The organism is Streptomyces sp. G7(2002) (genome assembly GCF_028870195.1).
Taxonomy (GTDB): domain Bacteria; phylum Actinomycetota; class Actinomycetes; order Streptomycetales; family Streptomycetaceae; genus Streptomyces; species Streptomyces nigrescens.
In genome coordinates, this window is sequence record NZ_CP102609.1 from 3,423,201 (window position 1) to 3,449,802 (window position 26,602).

Sequence of the window (26,602 nt, forward strand, 5' to 3'; positions counted from 1 at the left end):
CGCCCTGTCTGGCGGTCGCGTATCAGTATGCGGGACCGGACGGACGTTACGGCCTAAATGCGACCAACCACACTTTTACGGGAATCTTGGACGCGGGCAGTGACAGCGGCATTACAGAGTGCCACCGTTTGTGCATGGACCTCAACGACGCGCAGCCAGATCCCGCCACCTGCCACACGCCCGTCTTCTGCACGATCATCCCGCCGCACATCCTCGACAACCTGGCCCAGTCCGACGACCCGGACCGGCACGAGCCCGCCCGCCGCACCCTGGAGCACGACCACGTACGGCGCACCGAGCGCCGCGCGATCGCCGCCCGCGGCGGCCTCACCCCCGGCGAGCCCGGAGCCGGCGCCGACAAGCCGAACCGCACCATCTACGACGCCCGCCACCGCGAGGACCTGCCCGGCAAGAAGGTGCGCAGCGAATCCGACGGCCCGTCCAAGGACGCCTCCGTCAACCGCGCACACGCCGGCCTGGGCGCCACCTTCGAGCTCTACCTCAAGATCTATGGCCGTAAGTCCATCGACGGCGCCGGACTGCCGCTCAACGCGACCGTCCACTACGGGCGGCGGTACGACAACGCCTTCTGGGACGGCGAGCGGATGGTCTTCGGCGACGGCGACAACGACCTGTTCAAGGACTTCACGATCTCGGTCGACGTGATCGGCCACGAGCTCACCCACGGGGTCACCCAGTACACCGCCAACCTCGACTACCAGGGCCAGTCCGGCGCCCTCAACGAGTCGGTCTCCGATGTCTTCGGCGTGCTGATCAAGCAGTACGCCCTCGGCCAGACCGCCGACCAGGCCGACTGGCTGATCGGCGCCGACCTGCTCGGCCCGAACGTCACCGGCACCGCCCTGCGCTCGATGAAGGCCCCGGGCACCGCCTACGACGACGACGTCCTCGGCAAGGACCCGCAGCCCGCCGCCATGAAGGACTACGTCCAGACGACCGACGACAACGGCGGCGTGCACATCAACTCCGGTATCCCCAACCACGCCTTCTACCTGGCCGCCACCGCCCTCGGCGGCAAGGCCTGGGAGCGCGCCGGGCAGATCTGGTACGACGTGCTGACCGGCGGCGAGCTCACCCAGAACGCCACGTTCACCGACTTCGCCACCCTCACCGTCAAGGCCGCCCAGGCCCGCTTCGGCGCCGGTGACGAGCACGAGGCGACGATCAAGGCCTGGACACAGGTCGGCGTCACCACGAAGTAGCGGCGCGACGGTGCGCGGAGCGGGAGGATTCGGCAGCGCCTTCCGCCCCGCGCACGATTACCGTGGCTGTACGGGGTAGGAGTCCGTCGAAGACGTCGGAGGAGTCCGTTATGCGCATTCACGTCCACCGCACCGGAGGCTTCGCGGGCGTCGACCGCCGCGCCGAGATCGACACCTCGGGCCGCCCCGATGCCGACGACTGGCAGGACCTGGCCAAAGAGGCCGTCGCCACCGCCCGCACCGAACCCCCCGTCGGAGTGCCGGACGGCTTCAGCTACCAGATCACGGTCGACGGCCGGACGGTCTACTGCTCCGACCCGCGCCTCACGAAGGAACAGCGGTCACTGATCACGAAGGTGATGAAGGAGGGCGCGTAGGCGCCTCCGAGGGCCTCGCGGAGCCCGGGCCATCCAGTGAGGGCCCGACGCCTTGACGCGTTGGCGCGTTCTCGCCGCTGTCACGTCCTGAAGTCGTACAACCTCAGCGCGTGGTGACCGGCATCACCGGCGCCCACACCCCGGAATGCCCGCTCCACCCCTTCAATGGTGCTTTATGGAGCTATTCAACCCGCCCCGGCTGGGCTTAAGTTCCCGCCCACAGCACGTTCGCGGCATGCACGTGCATGCCTTTTCGTCAGTGAGGTGGGGGACTTGGCAAGGAGCACTGCGGCGTCGCGTCGAAGGCGCTTCCATCTGATCCGGGTGGCGGGGTTGGGCGGGCTTCTGGTGGGGGCCCTTCCCGGGCTCCTCGGGACCTCGGCGTGGGCGACGCCCCGTACACCCACGGCCGTCACGACCACCGTTACAGGGCAGGCCCCCGCCGGGGACGCCGTCCCACGGGAGGTCACCGCCCGCTGGGAATTCGACCGGGAGGCCGAGGCGGGCGCCAACTCCGTGCCGGGCGGCCCGGCCATGACGCTCGGCGGTGGCGCGAAGCTGGTGCCGGGCGCCGGGTTCCTGGGCGAGGGAGGCCTCCTCCTGGACGGCAAGCGGGGTTATGCGTCCAGTACGGTGCCCGTCGACACCGGCACCAGTTTCACGGTGACCGCGTGGGTGCAGACCTCCGTGGAATCCACCCGCCGTATGACGCTGGTCAGCGCCGCGGGGAACACCACCAGCAGCTTCCGGGTGGACTTCGTCCCCGCCCGCGCGCATCGGGCCGGCGGGGCGGCATGGGAAGCAACCATGGCGCGGACCGACACGGCCGGCAGCAAGACCGTCTCGGCGGTCAACGCGGGTGGCTGGAACAGCGGGACGGACTGGAACCACCTCGCGGTGGTCTACGACGCACCGGCCCAGCAGCTCCACCTCTACGTCAACGGCCAACTCGGCACCGCCCCTTGCTTCGACGACGACAGGGACGGAGCGGCCGATGATCCGCAGTGCGTCCCGGCGGTGCCGTGGGCCGACCATGCGCGCTCCTTCACGGCACAGCGGTCCCTCCAGGTCGGACGGGCCAAGAGCCGTGGCACCTTCGGGGACCACTGGTCGGGGGCGATCGACGACGTGTGGGCATTCCGGGGCGCGCTCAGCAGTGAGCAGATCAACTACCTCTCGAGCGGGTGGGTGGGCCTGCCGACCGAGGTGCCGGATATCCCCGAGGCGGGCTGACCTGCACCTCAACTCCCGTACCGCACCGCCCCCTTGACACCGTTACCGCCGGTTACAAAGATCCGGCACATGACGAGCGAACCGGTGCCCTCCGCCCTGCCCCGCTTCCCCCGTGACTTCGTGTGGGGGGTGTCCACCTCCGCCGCGCAGATCGAGGGGGCGGTGGCGGAGGACGGGCGGGGGCGGTCCGCGTGGGATGTGTTCGCGGCGGAGGCGGGGCGGATCAAGGACGGGTCGGATCCGCGGGTGGCGACCGGCCACTACCACCGCTACCGCGAGGACGTGGGGCTGCTGAAGGAGCTCGGGGTCGGGGCGTACCGGTTCTCGGTGGCCTGGCCCCGGGTGGTGCCGGACGGGAGCGGGGCGGTCAACAAGGCCGGGCTGGACTTCTACGACCGGCTGGTGGACGCGCTGCTGGCGGCGGGAGTCGCCCCGGTGCCGACACTGTTCCACTGGGACACGCCGCAGGCGCTGGAGGAGGGCGGCGGATGGCTCGTCCGGGACACGGCCGAGAAGTTCGCGGCGTACGCGGACGTGGTGGCGGAGCGGCTCGGGGACCGGGTGGAGCGGTGGATCACGCTCAATGAGCCGGCCGAACTGACCTTGCTGGGCTACGGACTGGGACAGCACGCACCGGGGCGCCAGTTGCTGTTCGAGGCGCTGCCGGCGGCACACCATCAGCTGCTGGGGCACGGTCTGGCCGTCCAGGCGCTGCGGGCCCGCGGGGCGGCGAGCATCGGGATCGCCAATTCGCACGGGCCGACCTGGACGGCGAGCGCGTCGGAGGCGGACACCGCGGCGGCCGGTCTCTACGACCTGCTGCTCAACCGGCTGTTCGCGGAGCCGGTGCTGCTGGGGCGCTATCCGGACGAGGAGCTGGCGGCCCTGCTGCCGGGGCCGGTCGCCGAGGATCTGAAGGTGATCTCGCAGCCGCTGGACTGGTACGGGATCAACTACTACCAGCCGACGCTGGTGGGCGCCCCGGGAGCCGAGGGGACGGGGGCGGCCGACTTCGGCGGGATCCGGCTGCCGCCCGAACTGCCCTTTGCGCCCCAGGAGATCGAAGGTTATCCGCGGACGGACTTCGGCTGGCCGGTGGTGCCGGAGGCGCTCACCGAGCTGCTGGTGTCGTTCCAGGAGCGGTACGGCGACCGGCTGCCGCCCGTCGTGATCACCGAGAACGGGTGCTCGTACGAGGGGATCGAGGACGCGGAGCGGATCGCCTTCCTGGACGGGCATCTGCGGGCGCTGCACGCGGCCATGGCGGCCGGGGTGGAGGTGCGGGGGTACTTCGTCTGGTCGCTGATGGACAACTTCGAATGGGCGGAGGGGTACGCCCGGCGGTTCGGGCTGGTGCATGTGGACTACGAGACGCTGGAGCGGACGCCCAAGGCCTCGTTCCGCTGGCTGCGTGACGCCCTCCGGGAGCAGGCCCGGGGATGAGCCGGCCAGCGGCTCCGGAGGCGCTCGCGGAGCGGGCCGGACGCGGGTGGACCGCCTCGCTGTCGCTGGCCAACGGGGCGATCTGGGTGGGGTGGTACGGACCGCTGCAGATCCTGCTCGCCCTGCAGGCCGCGGAGCTCGCCCCGCCGGGCACGGCGAAGGAGTCGGTGCTGGCGTGGGTGACGGGCGCGGGGGCCGCCGTCTCGATGGTGGCCAACCCGCTGTTCGGGGCGCTGTCGGACCGTACGGCCTCGCGGTTCGGGCGGCGCGCCCCGTGGGTACTCGCGGGGGTGCTGGGCGGGGCCGGGGCGCTGGTGCTGCTGGCCGGGGCGGGCACGGTGCCGGCGATGGCACTGGGGTGGTGTCTGGTGCAGCTCACCCTCAACGCGGCGTTCGCGGCGATCACGGCGGCGGTGCCCGACCGGGTGCCGCAACGGCAGCGCGGGGCGGTCGGCGGCTGGGTTGGGGCCGCGCAGATTCTCGGGGTGGTGGCCGGGACGGGGCTGGCGACGGTCGCGGGCGGCGTGGTCGCGGGCTATCTCGCCTGTGCCGGATTCGTCGTGCTGGGCGCCCTCCCGTATGTGCTGGCGCACCGGGACCCGGCGCTGCCGGCCGCGCGCCGTCCGGCGCTGACCTGGCGGGCCGTGCTCGCCGGGTTCTGGATCAGCCCGCGCCGCCACCCCGATCTGGGGTGGGCCTGGCTGACCCGGTTCCTGATCAACCTCGGCAACGCGCTGGCCCTGCTGTACCTGCTGTACTACCTGCGGGATGTGCTGCACCGCCCGGACCCGGACGGCGGGGTGCTGGTGCTGACCGCCGTCAACGCCGTGACCCTGCTCGGCACGGTCGTCGTCGGAGGCCTGTGGTCGGACCGGGTCGGGCGCCGGCAGCCGTTCGTGCTGGGGGCGGGGGCGATCATGACGGCCGCGACCGGGCTGCTGGCCGGGTGGCAGACCTGGCCGGGCGCGCTGTGCGCCGCGGCGCTGCTCGGGGTCGGCTTCGGCGTCTTCACCTCCGTCGACTTCGCCCTGATGACGGAGGTGCTGCCGGCCGCCGCACACCGCGGCAAGGACATGGGCCTGATCAATATCGCCAACGCGCTGCCGCAGGTGGCCGCCCCGGCACTGGCCGCCCCGATCGTGCAGCACCTCGGCGGCTACCGGGCGCTGTACTGCGTCGCGGCGGCCGTCGGGCTGCTGGGGGCGCTGCTGGTGCGCAGGATCCGGGGCGTGGCGTAAGGGCGGCACCCGCCCGCGGGGCCCGGGGGGGCGGCGCCAGAGGAGCGTGACAGCCGGACCCGGCGTCCACGACCTCAAAATCCAGATTCCCCCGCTGCATCGCGGCGTGCATACTGTGCGGCGCTCATCAACCGATGACGCATCAGGCACACCTTGGGGGAAACATGGTGGACAGGGCCCACTTAACGGGGATTGCTGCCGCGGCGGTACTCGCCACCACCACTCTCGCGCCCTCCTCGGCCGTGGCAGCCGGGGCCGGGCCGTCCTCGCACCGCGCTCCTCAGCTGAGCACCGCACCGGCGCCCGCCCGGGCCCTCTTTGCGGGCTGCTGGAAGGCAAAGACCAAGACCGCGATCCGCATCAACCACTCCGTGCACGCCAAGGCGATCGGGTCGATCAGGAAGGGGCAGGTGTTCTGCACGGACCTGCACTTCTGGGGTGGCCCGTTCCTCAAGAAGAAGCGGTGCGGCACCCAGAGCAACCAGTGGATCCAGGCTGATATCGGGCGCTGGGTCTTCCGGGGGTGCCTCAAGCAGCAGTAGGGCCCGCGAATTCAGACGGCTCCTGAAGGGTGCGCAACAGACGGCTGTTGCGCACCCTCGTCCATTGCGGGCTCCGACAGACCCGCCGCTGAGCAGGAGAGTGGAACGGCAGGCTCAGAAGCCCAGCTTGCGCAGCTGCTTCGGGTCGCGCTGCCAGTCCTTGGCGACCTTGACGTGCAGGTCCAGGAAGACGGGCGTGCCCAGCAGAGCCTCGATGTGCTTGCGGGACTTCATGCCGACCTCCTTCAGGCGCTTGCCCTTGGGGCCGATGATGATGCCCTTCTGGCTGGGGCGCTCGATGTAGACGTTGGCGTGGATGTCCAGGAGCGGCTTGTCGGCGGGGCGGTCCTCGCGCGGGAGCATCTCCTCGACGACCACCGCGATGGAGTGCGGCAGCTCGTCGCGGACGCCCTCCAGCGCGGCCTCGCGGATCAGCTCGGCGACCATGACCTGCTCGGGCTCGTCGGTGAGGTCGCCCTCGGGGTAGAGCGGCGGGCTCTCGGGGAGCATCGGGACCAGCAGGTCCGCGAGGAGAGAGACCTGGGTGTCGCCGACCGCGGAGACCGGGATGATCTCGGCCCACTCGATGCCCAGCTCCTTGCCGAGCTGGTCGATGGCGATGAGCTGGGCGGCCAGTGCCTTGGAGTCGACCAGGTCGGTCTTGGTGACGATGGCGACCTTGGGGGTCTTCTTGATGTCGGCCAGCTCGCCCGCGATGTAGCGGTCGCCGGGGCCGATCTTCTGGTCGGCGGGCAGACAGAAGCCGATCACATCGACCTCGGACCAGGTGGTGCGGACGACATCGTTCAGCCGCTCACCCAGCAGTGTGCGCGGTTTGTGCAGACCAGGGGTGTCGACGAGGACCAGCTGGGCCTCGGGGCGGTGCACGATGCCGCGGACCGTGTGGCGGGTGGTCTGCGGGCGGTTGGAGGTGATGGCCACCTTCGTGCCGACGAGCGCGTTCGTCAGGGTCGACTTGCCCGCGTTGGGGCGGCCGACGAAGCAGGCGAAGCCCGCGCGGTGCGCGGCGGAGGACTCGGTACGAACGCTCATGGCGCCCATTCTCCCCGATCCCGGGCGCGTCTCCGACCACCCCGGCCCGGAGGCGGCGGTGGGTGGGAGCGGACGGCCCGGGGCGGCCCTCCGGTGCCGGCGGGCCGCCCCGTGCGCCGTCGTACGGCCTGCCGGCTCAGGCCGGGGTCCCGCCCGCCGGGACGGCGCTGCGCAGGGTGCCGTCGAGGCCCGCGACCAGCACCGGCGTCTCGGGGCCGCCGAGGTCCCGTACGGCCGCGCGGTCGGCGTCGGTGGCGCGCTCGGCGTCGGTGACCACGGCCGCGGCCTCCAGGGACGTCGCCCCGCTGGCGACGGCCATGGCGACGGCCGTCTGCAGTGCGCTGAGCTGCAGCGATTCCAGGGCGACGGTGCCGGCGACATAGGTGCGGCCGGTCTCGTCGCGGACGGCGGCGCCCTCGGGCACGCCGTTACGGGCCCGCGCCGAGCGCGCGAGCGTGATGATCTTGCGGTCTTCGGGGTCCAGCGGTGCGGCTTCGCTCATACGGGCGAGCATATGCGGGGCGGCGGAGGACGGCGGCAAGGGGCGGAGGAGGACGGCGGCAAGGGGCGGCGGGCCGGTCCCTGCCCGGGCCGTCAGCCCGCGACCGAGGACATCCCGCCGCGCCGGCCCTCCGGAGAGGTGAGCCACTCCAGCTTGGCCGCGGTGTCCGTCTCCGGGCGCGGGTGGTGCAGCACGATGTTGAGATCGGGACGGACCGGGACCCGCAGCTGGGTGGCCTCGAACAGCAGGGCGCCGACGAGCGGATGGTCCATCTCCTTGTGGAGCTGGCCGCCGTCCTGCACATCGCCGCGCCCCCACAGCTCGGTGAACTCCTCGCTGAGCGCGGAGGCCTCGCGGACCACCTCGTCGAAGCCCTCGTCACCGGGCCGCGCCGACCATGCGGCACGGTACTGCGCCACGATCGAGGGGGCGTTCGCCTCCCAACTCGCCGCCCGCGCACGGTAGACGGGGTCGGTGAAGAACGCGATCAGACAGTTCGACGAGACACCGGGGCGGCCGTGGCCGAGCACCAGATGCGCCGCGTCGTTGTGGGCGACGGTGTTCCAGTACGGGTCCATGATGTGCGCCGGGTACGGCATCCAGGCGTCGATCAGCCGCTGCAGGCCCGCGCAGACATCGGTGAGTCCCAGCTCCTCGGCGTCCTGCCGCAGGGGCGGGTTCAGGCCCGCCAGGACGTACAGATGCCGGCGCTCGGCGCCACTGAGCCGCAGGACCCGGGCGACCGCGTCCAGCACCTGCGGCGAGACGGTGATGTCGCGGCCCTGCTCCAGCCACTGGTACCAGGACGCGCCGACCCCTGCGAGGACGGCGACCTCCTCGCGGCGCAGGCCCGGGGTGCGGCGGCGGCCGCCGTCCGGCAGACCCGCCTCGGCCGGGGTGACCCGGGCGCGACGGCTCCGGAGGAAGTCGCGCAGATCCTGGCGGCGGCGCGCGGTGTCCCGGGTGGCTGTATGCGAGGCCACGTTTCTCCCCCTGTGTGCCGTGGCTGGTGGTGCGGACACCACGATAAGTTCCCGCTCCCCACTGCGTATTCCGGGGCCGCAGTCTCTTCCCATGCCGATCACCGACACCGCTGTTGCCCCCGATACACCGACGGCCGCCGCCACCGCACCGGCCGTCTCCCCCGCCGGCGCACGGATGACCCCGCGCGCCAAGCTCATCCTGCTGCTCCTGTGCGGCGCGCAGTTCATCATCGCGCTGGACTTCTCCATCCTGAATGTGGCGCTTCCCGTGCTCGGCAGGGATCTGGGGATGGGCCAGGCCGATCTGCAGTGGGCGGTCACCGCGTTCGCCCTGCCCTCCGGCGGATTCCTGCTGCTGTCCGGCCGGATCGCCGATCTCTACGGGCGGCGCCGGCTGTTCCTCATCGGGCTCGGGCTGTTCACCGCGGCCTCGGTGCTGACCGCGCTGGCCTGGTCCCCGGCGGCCTTCCTGGCCGGGCGGGCGCTGCAGGGCCTGGGCGCGGCGGTCATCGTGCCCACCGGAATGTCGCTGCTCACCACCACCTTCGCCGAGGGCCCGCAGCGCGAGCGCGCGCTGGGCATCAGCGGCACCGTGCTCTCGATGGGCTTCACCATCGGCATGGTGCTGGGAGGGGTGATGACCGATGCGCTGGGCTGGCGCTCCACCATGGGCCTGCTGTCCGTGGCCGGGGTGGCCGTCCTCGCGGCGGCGCCGCTGCTGCTGACCGAGTCCCGGCCCCCGGAGCGGCCGCGGATCGATGTGCCCGGCGCGGTCACCGTCACCGGCGGGCTGCTGTCGCTGATCTACGCCCTGTCGACCGCGGCCGAGCAGGGCTTCGGCCGCCCGGACGTGCTGGTGACGCTGATCGTGGGGGCGGGGCTGCTGGCCGCGTTCGTGCGGGTGGAGTCGCGGGCCGAGCAGCCGCTGGTGTCGCTGCCGATGCTGCGCCGCCGGACCGTCGCGTGGGGCAATCTGGCGGGCCTGATGACCTTCGCGATGATGAGCGCCGTCATCTTCCTGCTGACCCTCTACCTCCAGGAAGTGCTGCGGCTGTCCGCCTTCCACACCGGTCTGGTCTTCGGTGTGCAGGGTGTGGTGTCGGCGGGCGCCGGCCTCGTCGCGCCGAAGGTCATCGGCCGGCTCGGCGCCCGCCGCACCCTGCTGTCCGGGCTGCTGCTGCAGGCCGGTTTCACGGCCGCGCTGCTGGGGCTGGGCACCGGCACGGGGATGTGGCTGGCCCTGACCGGGGTGACCCTCGCCAGCCTCGGCCATCTGTGGGCGATCATCGCCTACGGCGTGACCGCCACCTCCGGGGTGCCGGACGCCGAGCAGGGCCTGGCCACCGGGCTGGTCACCAGCTCGCAGCAGGTGGGCCTCACCGTCGGCATTCCGCTGCTGAGCGCCGTCGCCTCGGCGCATATCGCCGCGCTGCGGGCGGACGGCAGCGGCTTCGCCGAGGCCACTCTCGGTGGCATCAAGCTGGGACTGGGCCTGGACGCGGCGCTGGTCGCGGTGGTCGCGCTGCTGGTGGCGGCCGGGCTGCGGACGACGCGCCGCCGCTGAGGAAGAAGGTGGTTGCCCCGGTCCCCCGCCCCGGGGCAACCTGCGCTACAGGATTTCTCTCACGCATTGCGGCCACGCGTTTGCGACCGCTTGAAGATCCTTCCATGGCGCCCACCGTGGAATCCAGCTCCCCCGGATATGGCTTGCAGAACATTTCTGCTGCACTGGAGATAAGTAGCCGCCCGGAGCGCGACAGCGGGAAATATTCCCGGAATCACCAGGAATTACGCGCCGAATTCCCCGGATGTTCAGCCGGCGGAGCGACCGCCCGCTGACGGCTCCTCGGCGGCGCTCGCGCCCGCCGGACGTACCGGCTCGCACAGCACCGTAATGATCTTGTTGCGGCGGCCGGCCGGCGACTCCGCGGTCAGCCGCAGCGCCTTCAGGCCCGGGTCGGAGGCGTCGTCGGAGAGATCGACCTCGGCGGTGGCCCCGGCGATCGGGACCCGGCCGAGGAGCTTGGCGAGCAGTCCGCCGACCGTTTCGACGTCCTCGTCGTCCAGCTCGGCCAGGCCGTACAGCTCGCCGAGGTCGCCGATGTCCAGCCGGGAGGTGACGCGATAGCGGCCGTCGCCGAGTTCCTCGACAGGTGGCAGTTCCCGGTCGTATTCGTCGGTGATCTCGCCGACGATCTCTTCCAGAATGTCCTCGATCGTGACAATGCCGGCCGTGCCGCCGTATTCATCGATCACCACCGCGACATGATTGCGGTCCTGCTGCATTTCGCGCAGCAGATCACCGGCATTCTTGGTGTCGGGCACGAAAACGGCGGGGCGCATGGCAGTGGAGACCAGCTCGGTCTCGGCGTCGCGGCTGATGTGGACCTTGCGGGCCAGATCCTTGAGGTAGACGACGCCGACGATGTCGTCCTCGTTCTCGCCGGTCACCGGAATACGGGAGAAGCCGGAGCGCAGGGCGAGGGTCAGCGCCTGGCGGATGGTCTTGAACCGCTCGACGGCGACCAGATCCGTGCGCGGCACCATCACCTCGCGGACGAGGGTGTCGCCGAGCTGGAAGACGGAGTGCACCATCCGGCGCTCCTCGTCCTCGATCAGCGACTCCTTCTCCGCCAGGTCCACCAGGGAGCGCAGCTCGGCCTCGGAGGCGAACGGGCCCTTGCGGAAGCCCTTGCCGGGGGTGAGGGCGTTGCCGAGGAGGATCAGCAGCTGCGGGATGGGGCCCATGATCCGGGCCAGCGGCAGCAGGACATAGGCCGCGGCGGTGGCGGTGTTCAGCGGGTGCTGACGGCCGATCGTCCGCGGTGAGACCCCGACGGCGACATAGGAGACCAGCACCATCACGGCGATGGCGACGGTCAGCGCCTCCCAGGTCTCGTCGAAGGAGCGCAGACAGGCGTAGGTCACCAGGACCCCGGCGGCCATCTCGCAGCCGACCCGCACCAGCAGGGCGACATTGAGGTAGCGGGTGGGGTCGGCGGCGACGGCGGCGAGCTTGGCGCTGCCGCGGCGGCCGGAGCGGACGGCTTCCTCGGCCCGGAAGCTGGTCGTCCGGGCCAGGCCGGCCTCCGCGCAGGCGGCGAGCCAGGCGATCACGACGAGCAGGACCGCGACCGCGATCAGCTGGGTGGTCATCGGGCTGTCCCGTCAGGTCACGGTGGGGGCCGGAGAGGGGCCGGTCAGGCCCCGCTCGGCGCGCCAGCCGTCGATGATCGCCGCCTGCAGACCGAACATCTCGGCCTTCTCGTCCGGCTCCTCGTGGTCGTAGCCGAGGAGGTGGAGCACGCCGTGGACGGTGAGCAGCTGCAGCTCCTCGTCCATGCTGTGCCCGGTCGGCGCCTCCTCGCCCTGCTTCTTGGCGACCTCGGGGCAGAGCACGATGTCACCGAGCAGGCCCTGCGGGGGCTCCTCGTCGTCCTTGGCCGGCGGACGCAGCTCGTCCATCGGGAAGGACATGACATCGGTCGGTCCCGGCAGGTCCATCCACTGGAGGTGGAGCTGCTCCATGGCCTCGGCGTCCACGACGATCACGGACAGCTCGGAGAGCGGGTGGATGCGCATCCGGGCGACGGAGTAGCGGGCGACATCCAGGATGGCCTGCTCGTCGATCTCCGTGCCGGACTCGTTGTTGACGTCGATGGACATGGGGGCGTTGCTTCTCGCTTCTCGGGCCCGGCCCGATGGTTGCTGGGACCGCGGGTCCGTGCGCCCGCCGGCCGGGGCGGCCGGCCGGCGGGGCTCACGAGCCGTTGCGGCTGTCGTACTTCTCGTAGGCGTCGACGATACGGCCGACGAGCTTGTGCCGGACCACGTCCTGGCTGGTGAGCAGGGAGAAATGCACATCGTCGACGCCGTCCAGGATCTCCCGGACCTGGCGCAGACCGCTCTTCGTCCCGCCCGGGAGGTCGACCTGGGTGACATCGCCGGTGATGACGATCTTCGAGTCGAATCCGAGGCGGGTGAGGAACATCTTCATCTGCTCGGGGTTCGTGTTCTGCGCCTCGTCGAGAATGATGAACGCGTCATTGAGCGTCCGGCCGCGCATGTACGCCAGCGGCGCGACCTCGATCGTCCCGGCGGCCATCAGGCGCGGGATGGAGTCGGGGTCGAGCATGTCGTGCAGCGCGTCGTAGAGCGGGCGCAGATAGGGGTCGATCTTCTCGTAGAGCGTGCCGGGCAGGAAGCCGAGCCGCTCACCGGCCTCGACCGCGGGGCGGGTCAGGATGATGCGGTTGACCTGCTTGGCCTGCAGCGCCTGCACGGCCTTCGCCATGGCGAGGTAGGTCTTGCCGGTGCCGGCCGGGCCGATGCCGAAGACGACGGTGTGCTGGTCGATGGCGTCGACATAGCGCTTCTGGTTGAGGGTCTTGGGCCGGATCGTACGACCACGGTTGGAGAGGATGTTCTGGGTGAGCACCTCGGCGGGTGTCTCACTCTCCGCGCCCTCGCCGTCCTCCGCCGCGCGCAGCATGGCGATGGACCGTTCCACTGCGTCCTCCGTCATCGGTTGTCCGGTGCGGAGCACCAGCATCATCTCGTCGAAAAGGCGCTGGATGAGGGCCACTTCCCGGGCGTCACCGACAGCGCTGACCTCGTTGCCCCGGACGTGGATATCGGTCGCCGGAAAGGCTTTTTCGATCACGCGCAGTAGGGAATCACCGGATCCCAGGACCGTCACCATCGGGTGCTTGGCCGGGACGGTGAACTGGGCGCGCGCCTGCGGTTGCGTGGGTGTCTGAGTCATAGGGCGGCTCGGTGGCCTGCTCAACCCCATCCTTTGCTCATAAGAAGTGCCTGCCTGCACTCGACTCCTTGGGATACCAGAGTACGACGGAGCACTGACAAGCCCGAGGGCTTTTCCCGCTGGGGCAGGGGCGCCGGGGGCGCGCCGGCCGGACCCTGGGGCGGGACCGCCCGGACGCGCCGGGCCCGGCTCCGCGGCGGCTCAGGCCGGGCGGCGGAAGCCGATCGTGGGGACGGCGCGGGCCAGCGGGGCGGGCCGGTAGGCCGCGGGGAGCACCTCGTCCAGAAAGGCGTACTGGCGGCGCAGCACACCCGGTGCGCCCGCCTCACAGGCCCGCACCTGCTGCCACCAGGCGGCGATCTCGGCCCAGCCCGGCGCCGACAGCGAACCGCCGAATTCCTGCACGGACAGCGCGGCGCACAGCCCCGCGAAGGCGAGCCGGTCGGCCAGCGGCCAGTCGGCCAGGGTGCCGGTGACGAATCCGGCGACGAAGACATCGCCGGCGCCGGTCGGGTCCAGGGCCTCCACGGCGATCGCGGGCACCTCGGCGCTCTCGCCGGTCCGCCCGTCCACCGCGTAGGCGCCCTCCGAACCCAGCGTGACCACCGCGAGCGGCACCAGGTCGGCGAGCTTGCGGGCCGCGGCGCGCGGGCAGTCCGTCCGGGTGTAGCGCATCGCCTCCTCCGCGTTGGGCAGGAAGGCCTCGCAGTGCTCCAGGTCGGCGAGGTCGGCCGGGTCCCAGCGGCCGCTGTCGTCCCAGCCCACGTCCGCGAAGATGCGGCTGCCGCGGCCCGCCGCGCAGCCCAGCCAGCCCTCCCGCCGGCCGGGGACCAGCGAGGCGATGCAGGCGCGGGACGGCGGCGGGCAGCCGGGGGCGTGCTTGCCGTCGAAGGCGAAATCGGGCGGGGGCGCCTCGTGGCCGTGCGAGACCATCGTGCGCTCGCCCTCGTAGGCCATGGAGACGGTGACCGGGGAGTGCCAGCCGGGGACGGTGCGGGACAGTGCCAGGTCGATGCCCTCGCCCTGTTCGAGCGCCTCCCAGCAGTACTCGCCGTAGTGGTCGTCGCCGAACGCCGCGGCCAGCGAGGTGCGCAGCCCGAGCCGGGCCAGCGCGGTGGCCATGTTGGCGACGCCGCCGGGGCTGGAGCCCATACCGCGGGCCCAGGACTCGGTGCCGCGGACGGGTGCGGAATCCAGGCCGGTGAAGATGATGTCCAGGAAGACCGTGCCGGTGAGATAGACGTCGGTGGGCGGATCGCCGTCGGCGCGCACCCCGGCCAGCGGATCGAGGGCGGCCGGCACCACGGCCGGGCCGGCGGGCGGAGGGTCTTCGCGTCGGCTGCTCACCGTGCTCGCTCCTCTCGTATCGGCACGTGCCGCCAGTGTGCCTGATGCTGCGGTACGTTCCGCCCCATGAGGCTCACGATTCTGGGCGGGGGCGGTTTCCGGGTGCCGCTGGTCTACCGCGCCCTGCTGGACGACCCGGGCCGCGCCGTCTCCGAGGTGGTGCTGCACGACACCGATCCGCGCCGGGTGGCGGTGATCGCCGAGGTCCTGGCGCGGCTGGCCCAGGGGCATCCGGCGCCGGTGCCCGTACGGGTCGCGGACGGTCTGGACGACGCGCTGGAGGGAGCGGGCTTCGTCTTCTCGGCGATCCGGGTGGGCGGCACGGCGGGCCGGATCCGCGACGAACGGATCCCGCTGTCCGAGGGCGTGCTCGGCCAGGAGACGGTCGGCGCGGGCGGTGTCCTCTACGGCCTGCGGACGATCCCGGTGGCGCTGCACATCGCCGAACGGGCCGCGGCGCTCGCCCCGGAGGCCTGGGTCATCAACTTCACCAACCCCGCGGGCATGGTCACCGAGGCGATGTCCCAGGTGCTCGGCGACCGCGTCATCGGGATCTGTGATTCGCCGGTGGGGCTGGTGCGCCGGGCGGCACGGGCGGCCGGCGCGGACCCGGCGGCCCTGGCGGACCCGGACCGGGCCGGTTACGACTATGTGGGGCTCAACCACCTCGGCTGGCTGCGGTCGTTGACGCTGGACGGCACCGAGCTGCTGCCGGGGCTGCTCGCCGACGACGCCGCGCTGGGGTCCTTCGAGGAGGGCCGGCTGTTCGGCGGGGACTGGCTGCGGACCCTGGGCGCGCTGCCGAACGAGTATCTGCACTACTACTACTTCCGCCGCGAGACCCTCGACTCCGTACGGGACACCCGGGAGACCCGCGGCGAATTCCTCGACCAGCAGCAGGGCGGCTTCTTCGAGCGGGCCGCGGCGGCCGGCGGCCCGGACGCGGTGTATGCGCTGTGGGAGCGGACCCGGCTGGAGCGCGAGGAGACGTATATGGCGCACAGCCGGGAGGCCAGTGGCGGCTGGCAGCGCGACAGCCATGATCTGGAGGGCGGCGGCTACGACCGGGTGGCGCTGGCGCTGATGCACGCCATCCTGGGCAACAGCGGCACCCGGCTGATCCTCAATGTCCGCAACGGGACGACGGTGCCGCAGCTGGCGCCCGACGCGATCGTGGAGACGGTGTGCGAGGTGGGCGCGCAGGGCGCCCGGCCGCTGCCCTGTGCGCCGCTGCGGGAGGACCAGCTGGGGCTGATGTTGCAGGTCAAGGCGGTGGAGCGGGCAACCGTGGAAGCCGCGCTGTTCAAGGACCGGGGCGCCGCGCTACGGGCGCTGGCACTGCATCCACTGGTGGACTCCCCCGCGGTGGCCGCCCGCATTCTGGAGCGGGCGGCCAAGGAGGCGTGAGGTTGCGGGGGCGCTAGGTCACGGGGCGTGAGGTCACGGAAATACCCTCCGCCCCCGCCGCGTTGTGGCCCCGCAGGGGGCGCCTGCCACCCCTACGGGATGTGTGCGACCGCGCCTTAGTGGCCGCACCTGCCCTAGTGGCCGCACCTTCCCTAGTGCCCGCGCTTGCCCCAGTGCCCCGCGCTTGCCCTAGCGGCCGCTTGCCCCGGTGCCCACGCTCGCCCTAGTGCCCGCGCTTGATCCACTCCTCCAGGTGCGGGGCCTCCGTCCCGATCGTCGTCGGATCACCGTGTCCGGTGCGGACCTCCGTCTCCGGCGGCAGGGTCAGCAGCCGGTCCCGGATCGAGTCGACGATCGTCGGGAAGTCCGAGAAGGACCGGCCGGTGGCGCCGGGGCCGCCCTGGAAGAGGGTGTCTCCGGTGAAGACGGTGCGCAGCTCGGGCGCGTGGAGGCAGACCGCGCCGGGGGCGTGCCCCGGGGTGTGCAGCACGATCAGGTCCGTCCCGGCGATGGTCAGCACCTGACCGTCCGCCAGCTCCGCGTCCGGTGGGGTGCCCGGGTGGGTCATCTTCCACAACGGCAGGTCGGCGGGGTGCAGATGGATACGGGCGCCGGTGCGGGAGGCCAGCGCCGGGGCCGCGTCGATGTGGTCGTTGTGCCCATGGGTGCAGATGATCGCGCGCAGCGTCCGGCCGGCGAGGGCCGCGACGATGGCGTCGGCGTCATGGGCGGCGTCGATGACGATCGCCTCGTCGTCGTCGCCGACGATCCAGACGTTGTTGTCGACGTCCCAGGTGCCGCCGTCGAGGGAGAAGGTGCCGGACGTGACCAGGTGGTCGATGCGGACCGCCATCAGAGCATCACCACCGAACGCAGCACATCGCCCGCGTGCATCCGCTCGAAGGCCTGCTCCACGTCCTCGATGCCGATGGTCTCGGTGACGAACGCCCCCAGGTCGATCCGGCCCTGCAGATGCAGATCGACCAGCATCGGGAAGTCGCGGGAGGGCAGACAGTCGCCGTACCAGGAGGACTTGAGGGCGCCGCCGCGGCCGAAGACGTCCAGGAGGGGGAGTTCCAGGGTCATGTCCGGGGTGGGGACGCCGACCAGGACGACGGTCCCGGCCAGGTCGCGGGCGTAGAACGCCTGCCGGTAGGTCTCCGGGCGGCCGACCGCGTCGATGACGACGTCCGCGCCGAAGCCGCCGGTCAGTTCGCGGACCGCCTCGACGGGGTCGGTGGAGCGGGAGTTGACCGTATGGGTGGCGCCCATGGAGCGCGCGGTCTCCAGTTTGCGGTCGTCGATGTCCACCGCAATGATCTTGGCCGCGCCGGCCAGCCGGGACCCCATCACGGCCGCGCCGCCGACGCCGCCGCAGCCGATGACCGCGACCGAGTCGCCGCGTGCGACGCCCCCGGTGTTGAGGGCGGCGCCCATGCCCGCCATCACCCCGCAGCCCAGCAGACCGGCCGCGGCGGGCGCGATCTCCGGGTTGACCTTGGTGCACTGTCCGGCGGCGACCAGCGTCTTCTCGGCGAAGGCGCCGATGCCCAGCGCCGGGCTCAGCTCCGTGCCGTCCTTCAGCGTCATCTTCTGCCGGGCGTTGTGGGTGTCGAAGCAGTACTGGGGGCGCCCGCGCAGACAGGCCCGGCACTGGCCGCACACCGCCCGCCAGTTGAGGACGACGAAATCGCCGGGCGCCACCTCGGTGACACCGGAGCCGACCGACTCCACCACGCCGGACGCCTCGTGCCCGAGCAGGAACGGGAAGTCGTCATTGATGCCGCCCTGCTTGTAGTGCAGATCGGTGTGGCACACCCCGCACGCCTGGATCTTCACCACGGCCTCGCCGGGACCCGGGTCCGGCACCAGGATGGTCTCCAGCCGGACCGGTTCGTTCTTCCCCGGCGCAATCACGCCGCGCACTTCCTGTGCCATCGGGACAGCCCCTTTCAAAGATCACTTACGGGACCACTGTGGCGCACCGCCACTGAGCCGTGCCTCACCGTACGCGTGCCGGGCCACCGCGCACAGGACCACGGCCGGGTCCGTGATCTCCGGCCCGGGGCCGCCGGCCGCGGGTCCGCTCGCGGTGCCCGCCGCCGCGGACCAGCGCCACGCTGAGCGCCGCCAGGACGCCCACCACCGACAGCCCGATCAGCCCGCCACGGGTCGAGCCGGTGGCGTCCTGGAGGATCCCGAAGGCGGTCGGCGAGACGAACCCGCCGAGGTTTCCCAGCGAGTTGACCAGCGCGATGGCGGGCGCCGCGATCCGGGCGTCCAGATAGCTCTGCGGAATCGTCCAGAAGACCGGGGAGGACGTCTTGAAGCCCATCGCCGCGAGACACCGGGCGGCCAGGCCGAGCCAGGGGGACACCAGGGTGGCCAGCAGGGTGCCGGCCGAGCCGGCCAGCAGCGCGCCCGCCAGGAAGGGCCGCCGCCGGCCCGTACGGTCCGAGGCCCGCCCCGTGACGTACACCGCGGCGAGCGCACACAACCACGGCACCGCGACCAGCAGCCCCACCTGGAACCCGGAGAGCCCGGCGATGTCGCCGACGATGCTCGGCAGCCAGAAGGTGACCGCGTGGAGGGCGACCGAGATGGCGAAGTAGATCCAGCAGAACAGCAGCAGCTGCGGGTCGGTGAGCAGCTGCCGGCGGGAGACCCTGACGGTGCCACGGGCGGCGGTACGGGCCGTCTGCTTCGCGCATACGCGACGAAGAACAGACCGGCGCCGAAGCCGAAGGCGGCCGCGGAGATCCCGGCGTCGGCGCGCAACTGGTCCTGGGCGAAGCCGATGTTGACGCGGTCGACGTAGTTGGCGACGAACATCACGAAGAACAGCGGGACGACGCGTCGGAAGATCTTCCGCACGGCGCTCCGCAGCTGCGGGTCGGGGGGCTCCTGAGGAGCGGGGCGGTCCGGGGCGGTGCTCACATGCGACTCCGTTGTCGTCTGACCGCCCTGGGGCGGCTGGGGAGCAGGGGGCGGGCCGCCGGGGTCACCAGCGCGGGAGGGCGGGGGTCACCCAGCCGGGGTCCGCGAGCCGCATGGCGGCGGCGTCATCGCGGTCGCGCAGACCGCCGTCGTCGGCGAGCCAGCGGCGGTGCAGCACGGCGAGCCGGTCACGGTCGAGGGTGACGCCGAGGCCGGGGGTGTCGCTGACGTCCACCCGGCCGTCGCGGAAGGTGAGCCGCTCGGTGAGGACGTCCTCGGTCTGCCAGGGGTAGTGGCTGTCACAGGCGTGGCCGAGGTGGGGCACGGTGGCCGCTACCTGGGTCATCGCGGCGAGGCTGATGCCCAGGTGGGTGTTGGAGTGCATGGACAGGCCGACGCCGAAGGTGCGGCAGACGGCGGCGAGTTCCCGGGTGGCGCGCAGCCCGCCCCAGTAGTGGTGGTCGGCGAGCACGACCTGTACGGCGTCCCGGGCGAACGCCCCGGCGATCTCGTCGAAGGTGGTCACGCACATGTTCGTGGCCAGCGGGAGGCCCGCCCGTCCGGAGGGGCGTCGCCCCGCCCCGCGCACCGCGGCGGCCACCTCCGCCATCCCTGCCGTGCCGCTCGTCGGGTCCTCCAGATACTCCAGGACGTCGCCCAGCTCGTCCGCGACCCGGCAGGAAGTCTTCACGCTCCAGGCGCCGTTGGGGTCGAGGCGCAGCGGCCGGCCGGGGAACTCGGCGGCCAGCGCCCGGACCGCCGCGATCTCCTCGTCGGGCGGGAAGACGCCGCCCTTGAGCTTGAAGGAGGTGAAGCCGTAGGTGTCGGCGAACCGGCGGGCCTGGGCGACGACACCGGCGGGGTCGAGCGCCGCGCCCCAGTCGTCGCGCTCACCGCGGCCGCCCGGGTGCCCGGCCCAGCGGTAGAAGAGGTAGGCGCTGTACTCCACCCGGTCGCGGACCTTGCCGCCGAGCAGGGCGTGCACGGGCAGTCCGGCGGCCTGTCCCCAGGCGTCCAGGCAGGCGACCTCGAATCCGGAGAGGACGGAGAGCCGTAGTTTGCCGGCGGTCTGGACGCCGCGGAGCCCGCCGACGTCCACGGCGTCGGCGCCGGTCGCGGCCGGCGGGTCTCCGCACACCTCGGCGGCCAGCGCGGGCAGTTCGTTCAGATCCGTGACCGACCGGCCGATCAGTGCCGTCGCCAGCGGCTGGGCGAGCTCCAGGTACTTGCTGTCCCCGTAGGTCTCGCCGAGCCCGGTGACGCCGCCCTCGGTGATCACCTCGATGATCAGCCGGGGAGTGTACGGCTGGTGCACACCCTGCGTGTTCAGCAGCGGCGGGTCGGCCACGAGGACGGGGGTGAGCCGGACCTCGGAGATGGTGAGGCCATGCCGGGCGTCGGTCATCCAGAAGCTCCTACGAGGCCGAGGGCTGTTTTCATATGTAGATGACGTCTACATATGGAGTTGGAGGTTAGGGAGCCCGCACGGTGACCGTCAATACCCCGCACCGCGGCGAGCTTTTACCAAGGGTTGAATCTGCGCGCGTAGATACCGATGTGAGGCTCTGTTAGACCTACTGGGTCCGCTCATGTCTCCCGGAGGAGCCGCGCATGCCCCGTCCCGCCCGTTTCCGCCCCGCCCTCTCCCGGAGGGCCCGCCTCGGCGCCGCCACGGTCGCCACCCTCGTCGCCGGCACCGCCGTCTTCGGCATCGGCCAGGCCACCGCCGAACACTCCGTACCGCGCACCGACAAGGAGATCCCCAACCTCACGCAGGTGCAGGACAAGATCAAGGCGTACTACGGCGACACGGTGACGGCGGACGGCGAGCACTACGCCTCCCCGCGCAGCAACTACGCACACCAGGTCCGCGGCATCGAGGCCAAGGCCCGCACGTATCTGTCCAAGGCCCTGGCACAGCACGGCCGCACGGGCAAGCAGACCAAGCCGGCCATCGTGCTCGACATCGACGACACGACCCTGCTCACCTACAACTACGAGCTCCAGGTCGGCTTCCACTACACCGAGGAGAGCCAGGACAAGTACCTGGCCCACACCGACATGGACCCGGTCTTCGGCATGGAACGGCTGGTCAACTGGGCGCACGACAAGGGCGCCGAGGTCTTCTTCCTCACCGGCCGCAAAGAGGCACAGCGCGCCTGGAGCACCCGCAACCTCAAGAACGTCGGCTATGGCGTGCCCCTGGACCGCCGGCACGTCTACCTGAAGGACAAGGAGCACCCGCCGGCCTACCTGCCCTGCGGCGCCACCTGCACGACCATCGAGTACAAGTCGGGCACCCGCAAGTACATAGAGTCCCTCGGCTACAACATCGTCGCCAACTTCGGGGATCAGTACAGCGATCTGCGCGGCGGCGCCGGGGACCGGACGTTCAAGATGCCGAACCCGATGTACTACCTGCCGTAGGCGAGGCGCACCGCCGGCCCGTCCGGTCCGCGGGGGGGGAGGGACCGGGCGGGCGCCACGTCCGGCGCCCGCCACATCCGGTGCCGCGGCGGTCAGCGCCGTGGCCGTCAGCGCCGTGACGGTCAGTGCCGTTTGGGCAGCGGCACCCGCGACAGGTCCTGGGCGATGGTCAGTTCGCCGGTGTACCCCGCCGTGCGGGCCTGCCGCTCGAACTCCGTGGGGTCGGCGTAGCGCTGCGAGAAGTGCGTCAGCACGAGATGCCGCACCCCGGCCCGCATGGCCACTTCCGCGGCCTGCCCGGCGGTCAGATGACCGTGGTCCACGGCGAGCTGGATGTCCTCGTCCAGGAACGTCGACTCGATGACCAGCATGTCCGCCCCCTCCGCGAGCGCATGCACGCCCTCGCACAGCCGGGTGTCCATGACGAACGCGAACCGCTGGCCCCGTCTCTGCTCGCTGACCTCGTCGAGGGTGACGCCGTTCAGCTCGCCGAGCTGCTTGAGCCGTCCGATGTCCGGCCCGGCGATGCCGTGCTCCGCCAGCCGCTCCGGCAGCATCCGGCGGGTGTCCGGCTCCACGAGGCGGTAGCCGTACGATTCGACGGGGTGCCAGAGCCGTCGCGCCTCCAGGACGTACGACTCCGCGCGGTCCAGCTCTCCGTCGGCGTCGACCGGCCGCTCGATCAGCCGGACGGTCTCGCGGTAGGCGGTGGCATAGCGCAGCCGGTCGAAGAAGCGCTGGCCACTGGCCGGGTAGTGGGCGGTGACCGGATGCGGCACCCGGTCCAGGTTGATCCGCTGGATCACCCCCGCCAGGCCCAGCGAGTGGTCACCGTGGAAGTGCGTGACACAGATCCGGTTCAGGTCATGGGCGGCGACCCCGGCCCGCAGCATCTGCCGCTGGGTGCCCTCACCGGGGTCGAAGAGCAGCCCCTGGCCGTCCCACCGCAGCAGATAGCCGTTGTGGTTGCGGTGACGGGTGGGGACCTGACTTGCGGTGCCGAGGACGACCAGTTCGCGTACGGACACGGTCGGCTATCCGGGAGGCCACTGGAGGCCGCGGCCGCCGAGCACGTGCAGATGTGCGTGGAAGACGGTCTGGCCCGCGCCCGCACCGGTGTTGAAGACGACCCGGTAGCCCCGGTCTTCCACCTTCTCCTCGGCGGCGACCTCACGGGACTCACGCAGTATGTCGGCGATGATCTGCGGTTCGGCGGCGGCGAGGGCCGCGGCGTCCTGGTAGTGCACCTTGGGGATGATCAGGACGTGCGTCGGCGCCTGGGGGTTGATGTCGCGGAACGCGACGGTGGTCTCCGTCTCCCGGACGATGGTCGCCGGCACCTCCCTCGCCACGATCTTGCAGAACAGGCAGTCGGCCTGCGGTTCTCCCGCCACGGGTGGCTCCTCCCGGTCACCGCCGTACACCCGGTGCGTACGGCCTTCGGATGCTACCGGGCGGCACCCACGGGGGATTGCAGCGACCGGGGGCGGCCGGGGTCCGTCCGGCCCCGCCGGGCCGTCCCGACCCGCCCCGCCCCGCGGCGCACCGGCCGCCCACTGCGGACCGGCCCGGCGCGGACCGGCCCGTCCCGGCGCGGACCGGCCCGGCGCGGCCCCCTGGATCACTAAGCTGGCGCGCAGACCGCTTTCGCCCACAACCGGGAGTTCTGCACCATGGCAACCACGCGCACCGCCAAGACCCACTGGGAAGGCAACCTCCTGGAGGGCAAGGGCACCGTCGCCCTGGAGTCCTCCAAGGTCGGTACGTACGACGTGAACTGGCCCGCCCGCGCGGAGCAGCCCAACGGCGTCACCAGCCCCGAGGAGCTGATCGCGGCGGCCCACTCCTCCTGCTACTCCATGGCCTTCTCGCACGGCCTGGCGGGCAAGGGGTACACCGTCGAGGCCCTGGACACCCAGGCCGATGTCACCTTCCAGCCCGGTGAGGGCATCACCGCCATCGCGCTGACCGTCAAGGCCCGCGTCCCCGGCCTGTCCGAGGAGGACTTCCAGGCCGCGGCCCAGGACGCCAAGGCCAACTGCCCGGTGAGCCAGGCGCTGGCGGGCGTCAAGAACATCACGCTGGCGGCGGAGCTGGTCTGACGGGACGGCCGGCCTGGCCGGTTCCCCTTCACGTGAACGGCGGTGCGCCGGGCGGGCCCTGAGGGCGCGTCCGGCGCACCGCCGCGTTGTCAGTGGGCTGTGCCACGATCTTTGTACTGCGGAACGGCCCGGTGCCGTTCCGTGGACCGCCGCACGCCCGCCCCGCGAAGGGATTCCCGCCCGTGACCCACAGCTCCCCCGCCGCGCTCCGCCTGGCGCTGCGGCTCGCCGCTCCGGACACCGCCGATGCGCTCGCCGAGCGGCTGCGTCCGGACCTGCTGGCCGCGCTGTCCAACAGGTTCGGGCTGCCGGAGGAGATGGTGGAGGCCGTGACCGGGCCGGGCGGCGCGGCGCTGCGTGCCGCCCTGGACGCCGGTCCCGAGGCGTTTCTGATACGGGCGGCGGAGACCGGCGATCCGGTGATCGCCCGCGCGCTGTGGAAGGCGCGGTACCGCCCCGCCCCGCAACAGAGCCGGCGCGCAAGGGACCTGCCGGATCTGCTGCCGGCGATTCTGCGCGCCGCCGACCCCACGGACCCGCGCTGGGAGGACGAGGACGGCCTCGTCCCGCTGCTCCAGGATGAGGCCTCCGGCTTCGAGCTCCTTCCCGCCCTGACCGGCCCGTTCCCTCAGCTTCTCTCCTTCGCGCTGGTCCGGCTGGCCCCGTTCCTCCCGCTGCCTGCCGCCCTCGACGCCTGTGTCGCCCTGGTCCAACTCGCCGGTGCTGAAGGGCTGCTGGCGTTCGCCGACGGGGTCGAGCGGGCCCCGGACTTCGATCTCGGGCGCCCGGAGCTGCTGGAGGTGATGCGGGCGGCCGCGGCCGACGCCGACCCGGAGGCGTTCCTGCGGGAGCGGCGCCCGGCCGGTGAGTGGACGGACCCCGCCGCGCTGCGGGCCCTGCTGATGGTCCGTAACGGCGCCGACGCGGGCGCGAAGCCCGCCGCCCTGGACTGGGACCTCGTCCGGCGCGAGCACGCCCGTCTGCCCTTCGAGACCGGTCGGACGGGCGGCCGGCAGAGCGGCAACCGCCTGTCGCAGCTCACCCGGTGGGAAGGCTGCCCTGACGACCTCGTCATGGAGTGCTTCCGCGCCGATCCCTGGAGGACCTCGCGGGGCGCCGCCGAGCTGCCCTTCGAGGCGCTGGTGGGGCCCGAGGCGGCGGCAGGCAAGGTGCCCTTCGGCGAGGTCCTGGGGCGCAGCATCCGTACGGGCCGGCTGCCGGTGGAGCGCGTGCTGGCGGAAGTGGGCCCGGCGACGGAGGTGCTGAACGCGCTGCCGTACGACCACGAGCCGACCCGCAAGGCCCTCGCCGGACTCCTCGACCGGCTCGGCACGGACCCGGTCCACTGGCTGACGTGCTACGCCCGGATGGGCCGGGCCCGGGGCAGCGTCGCCGAGCTGATCGACGACGCCGCCTCGGCCGGCTCCGCCAAGAAGCGCAGCACCACCTGGCCGCGCCCCTTGGAGGCAGTGCTCCCCGCCACTCCCCCCGAGGCGTCCCGGGCCGCGTTCCTGAGCCTGTTCCAGTGCGCCTCCGAGGAGGCGCAGATCGCCGTCGTACCGCATTTCGACCCGCGGGCCGTGCAGCATCTCCTGGTGTACGGCGATCCGGCGCCGGCCGTCCGGGACGCGGTGGTCGCGGCCCACGGGGTGTCCGCGCAGGCCGCGCAGGCCGCCACCACGGCCCTCTCCCCCGAAAAGCTGGCGTACCTCCTCGACCTCGACGAACCGCAGGTGGACGCCAACCTGTTCTTCCACCGCGGTATCGACCAGCGGGAGCGGGAGCGGATGCTCGCCGGGCGGCTGCGCGGCGGCGGTACCCGTACCGTCCCCGAGGAGCTGCTCAACGTCCTGCGGGAGGCCCACCTCAGCCACCACCGCCACTGGCTCATCGCCGGTCTGGACTCCGGCGATCTGGGCGTGGCCCGCACGATCGTCGGGCGGCTGAAGCTCCGGGTACCGGCGGCCCGGCTGCGGCTGCTGGTGGCCGTGTGGGAGCGCGGCGGCCCGGACGCGGTGCGCGAGATCCTGGCGATGGACCGCCTCCCGCTCACCCTCCGCCGGCAGACCGAGAAGCTCCTCGACGTCCCCGACGGGCTGGACCGGCTGCGCGCCCGCCTGGCCGCGGAGGAGGACCCGGCGAAGCTGCTGGCGTTCCTCAACAAGGCACCGGGCTACGACGGTGACCAGGCGTCCAAGCTCACCGGCGACGGCATACCCCTCCCCTGGCCCGATCTGGTCGCGGCGCACCGCTCCGGCACGCTGGCCCCCAGTGCGGCCAAGGACCTCGCGGAGCTCGCGGACTGCCCACGCGAGCTGCTGCTGGAGCTGCTGTCGAGCACTCCGGAGCTCGGCCGCTCCAACCTCTCGTGGCCCCAGCTCGCCCTCCGGCGCGGCACGCTCACGCCCGAGGATGTCCTGAACCGCGCCGCCCCCGCGCGCCAGGGCCTGGCCCACCTCCTCCGCCTGCTCAACTCCTCGGACCGGCAGGCGAACCAGCGGGCGGCCCGGCAGGTGGACCGGCAGGAGCTGCGGACGCGGGCGGCCGCGCTGACCGCGGAACATCTGGGCAGCGACCCCGAGGCCTGGGCCGTCTGTCTCCAGCTGCTGCCGACCTTCGCCGGCACCCTCACGGAACTGTTCGCGACGGCGGCCGCGATCGTACGACCGCCGGCCTGAGCGCCAGGGACAGCAGCCCGTTTCTCCGCGCCCCCGCAAGGCCCAGCGGACCACCGACGACCACCCCCACCAAGGTTTTCCCACCCCCCAACGGGAGGTGACGGGCCGGAGGGGTAGGGGTGTGGGACGTAAAGCGAAGCAGTCCCACACCCCTACCCCGGAGGCCCGTCACCGCACCCCAACAGCCCCGCGCAGCGGACCGGCCCGCCGCCAGGCGCAACGGCGAGAAAGCCAACAACGCGGACCGAAGGCAAAGCGCAGCGCACGGCGGGCGCACCGCGCAGCGGGCCACAAACGCCGAGCAACCCCCACGGCGGCAAAGCCAAAAACGTGGGCCCGAAGGCA

General features: G+C 72.1%; 24 protein-coding genes. 11 read left to right on the top strand and 13 right to left on the bottom strand.

All coding sequences use genetic code 11. The annotated features are described in order from the left end of the window. The first annotated feature begins 134 nt into the window (after window positions 1-134). From NUT86_RS14185 to NUT86_RS14210, 6 genes are all read left to right on the top strand, one after another. On the top strand, window positions 135-1,223 hold the full coding sequence (locus NUT86_RS14185) for a M4 family metallopeptidase (protein WP_018088184.1): 1,089 nt from the start codon (window positions 135-137) through the stop codon (window positions 1,221-1,223). 110 nt (window positions 1,224-1,333) lie between these two features. Continuing rightward, entirely contained in the window at window positions 1,334-1,600 is a 267-nt protein-coding gene (locus NUT86_RS14190) for a protealysin inhibitor emfourin (protein ID WP_018088185.1), read from the top strand. A 273-nt stretch (window positions 1,601-1,873) separates the two neighbouring features. After that, window positions 1,874-2,833: a LamG-like jellyroll fold domain-containing protein gene (locus tag NUT86_RS14195; RefSeq protein ID WP_274735524.1), complete on the top strand. Its 960-nt coding sequence runs from the start codon at window positions 1,874-1,876 to the stop codon at window positions 2,831-2,833. Between the two features lie 69 nt (window positions 2,834-2,902). Further along, entirely contained in the window at window positions 2,903-4,276 is a 1,374-nt protein-coding gene (locus NUT86_RS14200) for a GH1 family beta-glucosidase (protein ID WP_266442318.1), read from the top strand. After that, window positions 4,273-5,514: an MFS transporter gene (locus NUT86_RS14205; RefSeq protein ID WP_274735528.1), complete on the top strand. Its 1,242-nt coding sequence runs from the start codon at window positions 4,273-4,275 to the stop codon at window positions 5,512-5,514. Before NUT86_RS14200 ends, NUT86_RS14205 begins: the two co-directional genes overlap by 4 nt. A 164-nt stretch (window positions 5,515-5,678) precedes the next feature. Continuing rightward, window positions 5,679-6,056: a hypothetical protein gene (locus tag NUT86_RS14210; protein ID WP_266442314.1), complete on the top strand. Its 378-nt coding sequence runs from the start codon at window positions 5,679-5,681 to the stop codon at window positions 6,054-6,056. 114 nt (window positions 6,057-6,170) lie between these two features. On the opposite strand, the gene era is transcribed toward NUT86_RS14210, so the two are convergent. The 3 genes from era to NUT86_RS14225 all read right to left on the bottom strand — a co-directional run bounded on the left by era (window position 6,171) and on the right by NUT86_RS14225 (window position 8,594). Further along, window positions 6,171-7,118: a GTPase Era gene (gene era, locus NUT86_RS14215; RefSeq protein WP_018088190.1), complete on the bottom strand. Its 948-nt coding sequence runs from the start codon at window positions 7,116-7,118 to the stop codon at window positions 6,171-6,173. Between the two features lie 127 nt (window positions 7,119-7,245). Continuing rightward, window positions 7,246-7,611, bottom strand: a complete 366-nt coding sequence (locus NUT86_RS14220; protein WP_266442308.1) for a cytidine deaminase — start codon at window positions 7,609-7,611, stop codon at window positions 7,246-7,248. Between the two features lie 92 nt (window positions 7,612-7,703). Further along, window positions 7,704-8,594, bottom strand: a complete 891-nt coding sequence (locus NUT86_RS14225) for a helix-turn-helix transcriptional regulator (protein ID WP_093644143.1) — start codon at window positions 8,592-8,594, stop codon at window positions 7,704-7,706. A gap of 91 nt (window positions 8,595-8,685) precedes the next feature. On the opposite strand from NUT86_RS14225, the gene NUT86_RS14230 reads away from it, so the two are divergent. After that, window positions 8,686-10,158 (top strand): MFS transporter, encoded by a 1,473-nt coding sequence (locus tag NUT86_RS14230; protein WP_274735534.1) that lies wholly within the window; start codon window positions 8,686-8,688, stop codon window positions 10,156-10,158. Window positions 10,159-10,406: 248 nt separating this feature from the next. On the opposite strand, the gene NUT86_RS14235 is transcribed toward NUT86_RS14230, so the two are convergent. The 4 genes from NUT86_RS14235 to NUT86_RS14250 all read right to left on the bottom strand — a co-directional run bounded on the left by NUT86_RS14235 (window position 10,407) and on the right by NUT86_RS14250 (window position 14,706). Continuing rightward, window positions 10,407-11,750, bottom strand: a complete 1,344-nt coding sequence (locus tag NUT86_RS14235) for a hemolysin family protein (RefSeq protein ID WP_127150790.1) — start codon at window positions 11,748-11,750, stop codon at window positions 10,407-10,409. Window positions 11,751-11,762: 12 nt separating this feature from the next. After that, complete coding sequence (gene ybeY / locus NUT86_RS14240) at window positions 11,763-12,260, bottom strand: rRNA maturation RNase YbeY (RefSeq protein ID WP_018088195.1); 498 nt, start codon at window positions 12,258-12,260, stop codon at window positions 11,763-11,765. Between the two features lie 94 nt (window positions 12,261-12,354). Continuing rightward, on the bottom strand, window positions 12,355-13,359 hold the full coding sequence (locus NUT86_RS14245; RefSeq protein ID WP_018088196.1) for a PhoH family protein: 1,005 nt from the start codon (window positions 13,357-13,359) through the stop codon (window positions 12,355-12,357). 201 nt (window positions 13,360-13,560) lie between these two features. Then, window positions 13,561-14,706: a carbohydrate kinase family protein gene (locus tag NUT86_RS14250; RefSeq protein ID WP_159488293.1), complete on the bottom strand. Its 1,146-nt coding sequence runs from the start codon at window positions 14,704-14,706 to the stop codon at window positions 13,561-13,563. A 66-nt stretch (window positions 14,707-14,772) separates the two neighbouring features. Between NUT86_RS14250 and NUT86_RS14255 the strand changes: the two genes are divergently transcribed. Beyond that, on the top strand, window positions 14,773-16,113 hold the full coding sequence (locus NUT86_RS14255; RefSeq protein WP_159488292.1) for a 6-phospho-beta-glucosidase: 1,341 nt from the start codon (window positions 14,773-14,775) through the stop codon (window positions 16,111-16,113). Window positions 16,114-16,336: 223 nt separating this feature from the next. On the opposite strand, the gene NUT86_RS14260 is transcribed toward NUT86_RS14255, so the two are convergent. The 4 genes from NUT86_RS14260 to NUT86_RS14275 form a co-directional block, all read right to left on the bottom strand. Beyond that, complete coding sequence (locus NUT86_RS14260) at window positions 16,337-16,966, bottom strand: MBL fold metallo-hydrolase (protein WP_093644135.1); 630 nt, start codon at window positions 16,964-16,966, stop codon at window positions 16,337-16,339. Continuing rightward, the gene (locus NUT86_RS14265; RefSeq protein ID WP_266442292.1) at window positions 16,966-18,051 is read right to left on the bottom strand and encodes an S-(hydroxymethyl)mycothiol dehydrogenase; all 1,086 of its coding nucleotides are present in this window, start codon (window positions 18,049-18,051) and stop codon (window positions 16,966-16,968) included. Before NUT86_RS14265 ends, NUT86_RS14260 begins: the two co-directional genes overlap by 1 nt. A gap of 64 nt (window positions 18,052-18,115) precedes the next feature. Further along, window positions 18,116-18,763: an MFS transporter gene (locus tag NUT86_RS14270; RefSeq protein WP_381282724.1), complete on the bottom strand. Its 648-nt coding sequence runs from the start codon at window positions 18,761-18,763 to the stop codon at window positions 18,116-18,118. 351 nt (window positions 18,764-19,114) lie between these two features. Next, window positions 19,115-20,455, bottom strand: a complete 1,341-nt coding sequence (locus tag NUT86_RS14275; protein ID WP_266442289.1) for a glucarate dehydratase family protein — start codon at window positions 20,453-20,455, stop codon at window positions 19,115-19,117. 206 nt (window positions 20,456-20,661) lie between these two features. On the opposite strand from NUT86_RS14275, the gene NUT86_RS14280 reads away from it, so the two are divergent. Then, window positions 20,662-21,477: an HAD family acid phosphatase gene (locus NUT86_RS14280; RefSeq protein WP_109889690.1), complete on the top strand. Its 816-nt coding sequence runs from the start codon at window positions 20,662-20,664 to the stop codon at window positions 21,475-21,477. A gap of 122 nt (window positions 21,478-21,599) precedes the next feature. On the opposite strand, the gene NUT86_RS14285 is transcribed toward NUT86_RS14280, so the two are convergent. Together NUT86_RS14285 and NUT86_RS14290 are read right to left on the bottom strand one after the other, a co-directional pair. Then, window positions 21,600-22,505: a ribonuclease Z gene (locus NUT86_RS14285; protein WP_159488289.1), complete on the bottom strand. Its 906-nt coding sequence runs from the start codon at window positions 22,503-22,505 to the stop codon at window positions 21,600-21,602. A gap of 6 nt (window positions 22,506-22,511) precedes the next feature. Next, window positions 22,512-22,871, bottom strand: coding sequence for a histidine triad nucleotide-binding protein (locus tag NUT86_RS14290; RefSeq protein WP_018088205.1), 360 nt, complete (start codon window positions 22,869-22,871; stop codon window positions 22,512-22,514). 279 nt (window positions 22,872-23,150) lie between these two features. On the opposite strand from NUT86_RS14290, the gene NUT86_RS14295 reads away from it, so the two are divergent. Both NUT86_RS14295 and NUT86_RS14300 read left to right on the top strand, forming a co-directional pair. Further along, window positions 23,151-23,579, top strand: a complete 429-nt coding sequence (locus NUT86_RS14295; RefSeq protein WP_018088206.1) for an OsmC family protein — start codon at window positions 23,151-23,153, stop codon at window positions 23,577-23,579. A gap of 182 nt (window positions 23,580-23,761) precedes the next feature. Further along, window positions 23,762-26,257: a hypothetical protein gene (locus NUT86_RS14300; protein WP_274735545.1), complete on the top strand. Its 2,496-nt coding sequence runs from the start codon at window positions 23,762-23,764 to the stop codon at window positions 26,255-26,257. Window positions 26,258-26,602 lie beyond the last annotated feature (345 nt).

Coding starts and splice junctions, on each gene's coding strand:
- NUT86_RS14185 (WP_018088184.1), top strand. CDS start 135: ATGGACCTCAACGACGCGCAGCCAGATCCCGCCACCTGCCACACGCCC.
- NUT86_RS14190 (WP_018088185.1), top strand. CDS start 1,334: ATGCGCATTCACGTCCACCGCACCGGAGGCTTCGCGGGCGTCGACCGC.
- NUT86_RS14200 (WP_266442318.1), top strand. CDS start 2,903: ATGACGAGCGAACCGGTGCCCTCCGCCCTGCCCCGCTTCCCCCGTGAC.
- NUT86_RS14205 (WP_274735528.1), top strand. CDS start 4,273: ATGAGCCGGCCAGCGGCTCCGGAGGCGCTCGCGGAGCGGGCCGGACGC.
- NUT86_RS14210 (WP_266442314.1), top strand. CDS start 5,679: ATGGTGGACAGGGCCCACTTAACGGGGATTGCTGCCGCGGCGGTACTC.
- era (WP_018088190.1), bottom strand. CDS start 7,118: ATGGGCGCCATGAGCGTTCGTACCGAGTCCTCCGCCGCGCACCGCGCG.
- NUT86_RS14220 (WP_266442308.1), bottom strand. CDS start 7,611: ATGAGCGAAGCCGCACCGCTGGACCCCGAAGACCGCAAGATCATCACG.
- NUT86_RS14230 (WP_274735534.1), top strand. CDS start 8,686: ATGCCGATCACCGACACCGCTGTTGCCCCCGATACACCGACGGCCGCC.
- NUT86_RS14235 (WP_127150790.1), bottom strand. CDS start 11,750: ATGACCACCCAGCTGATCGCGGTCGCGGTCCTGCTCGTCGTGATCGCC.
- ybeY (WP_018088195.1), bottom strand. CDS start 12,260: ATGTCCATCGACGTCAACAACGAGTCCGGCACGGAGATCGACGAGCAG.
- NUT86_RS14245 (WP_018088196.1), bottom strand. CDS start 13,359: ATGACTCAGACACCCACGCAACCGCAGGCGCGCGCCCAGTTCACCGTC.
- NUT86_RS14255 (WP_159488292.1), top strand. CDS start 14,773: ATGAGGCTCACGATTCTGGGCGGGGGCGGTTTCCGGGTGCCGCTGGTC.
- NUT86_RS14260 (WP_093644135.1), bottom strand. CDS start 16,966: ATGGCGGTCCGCATCGACCACCTGGTCACGTCCGGCACCTTCTCCCTC.
- NUT86_RS14265 (WP_266442292.1), bottom strand. CDS start 18,051: ATGGCACAGGAAGTGCGCGGCGTGATTGCGCCGGGGAAGAACGAACCG.
- NUT86_RS14275 (WP_266442289.1), bottom strand. CDS start 20,455: ATGACCGACGCCCGGCATGGCCTCACCATCTCCGAGGTCCGGCTCACC.
- NUT86_RS14280 (WP_109889690.1), top strand. CDS start 20,662: ATGCCCCGTCCCGCCCGTTTCCGCCCCGCCCTCTCCCGGAGGGCCCGC.
- NUT86_RS14295 (WP_018088206.1), top strand. CDS start 23,151: ATGGCAACCACGCGCACCGCCAAGACCCACTGGGAAGGCAACCTCCTG.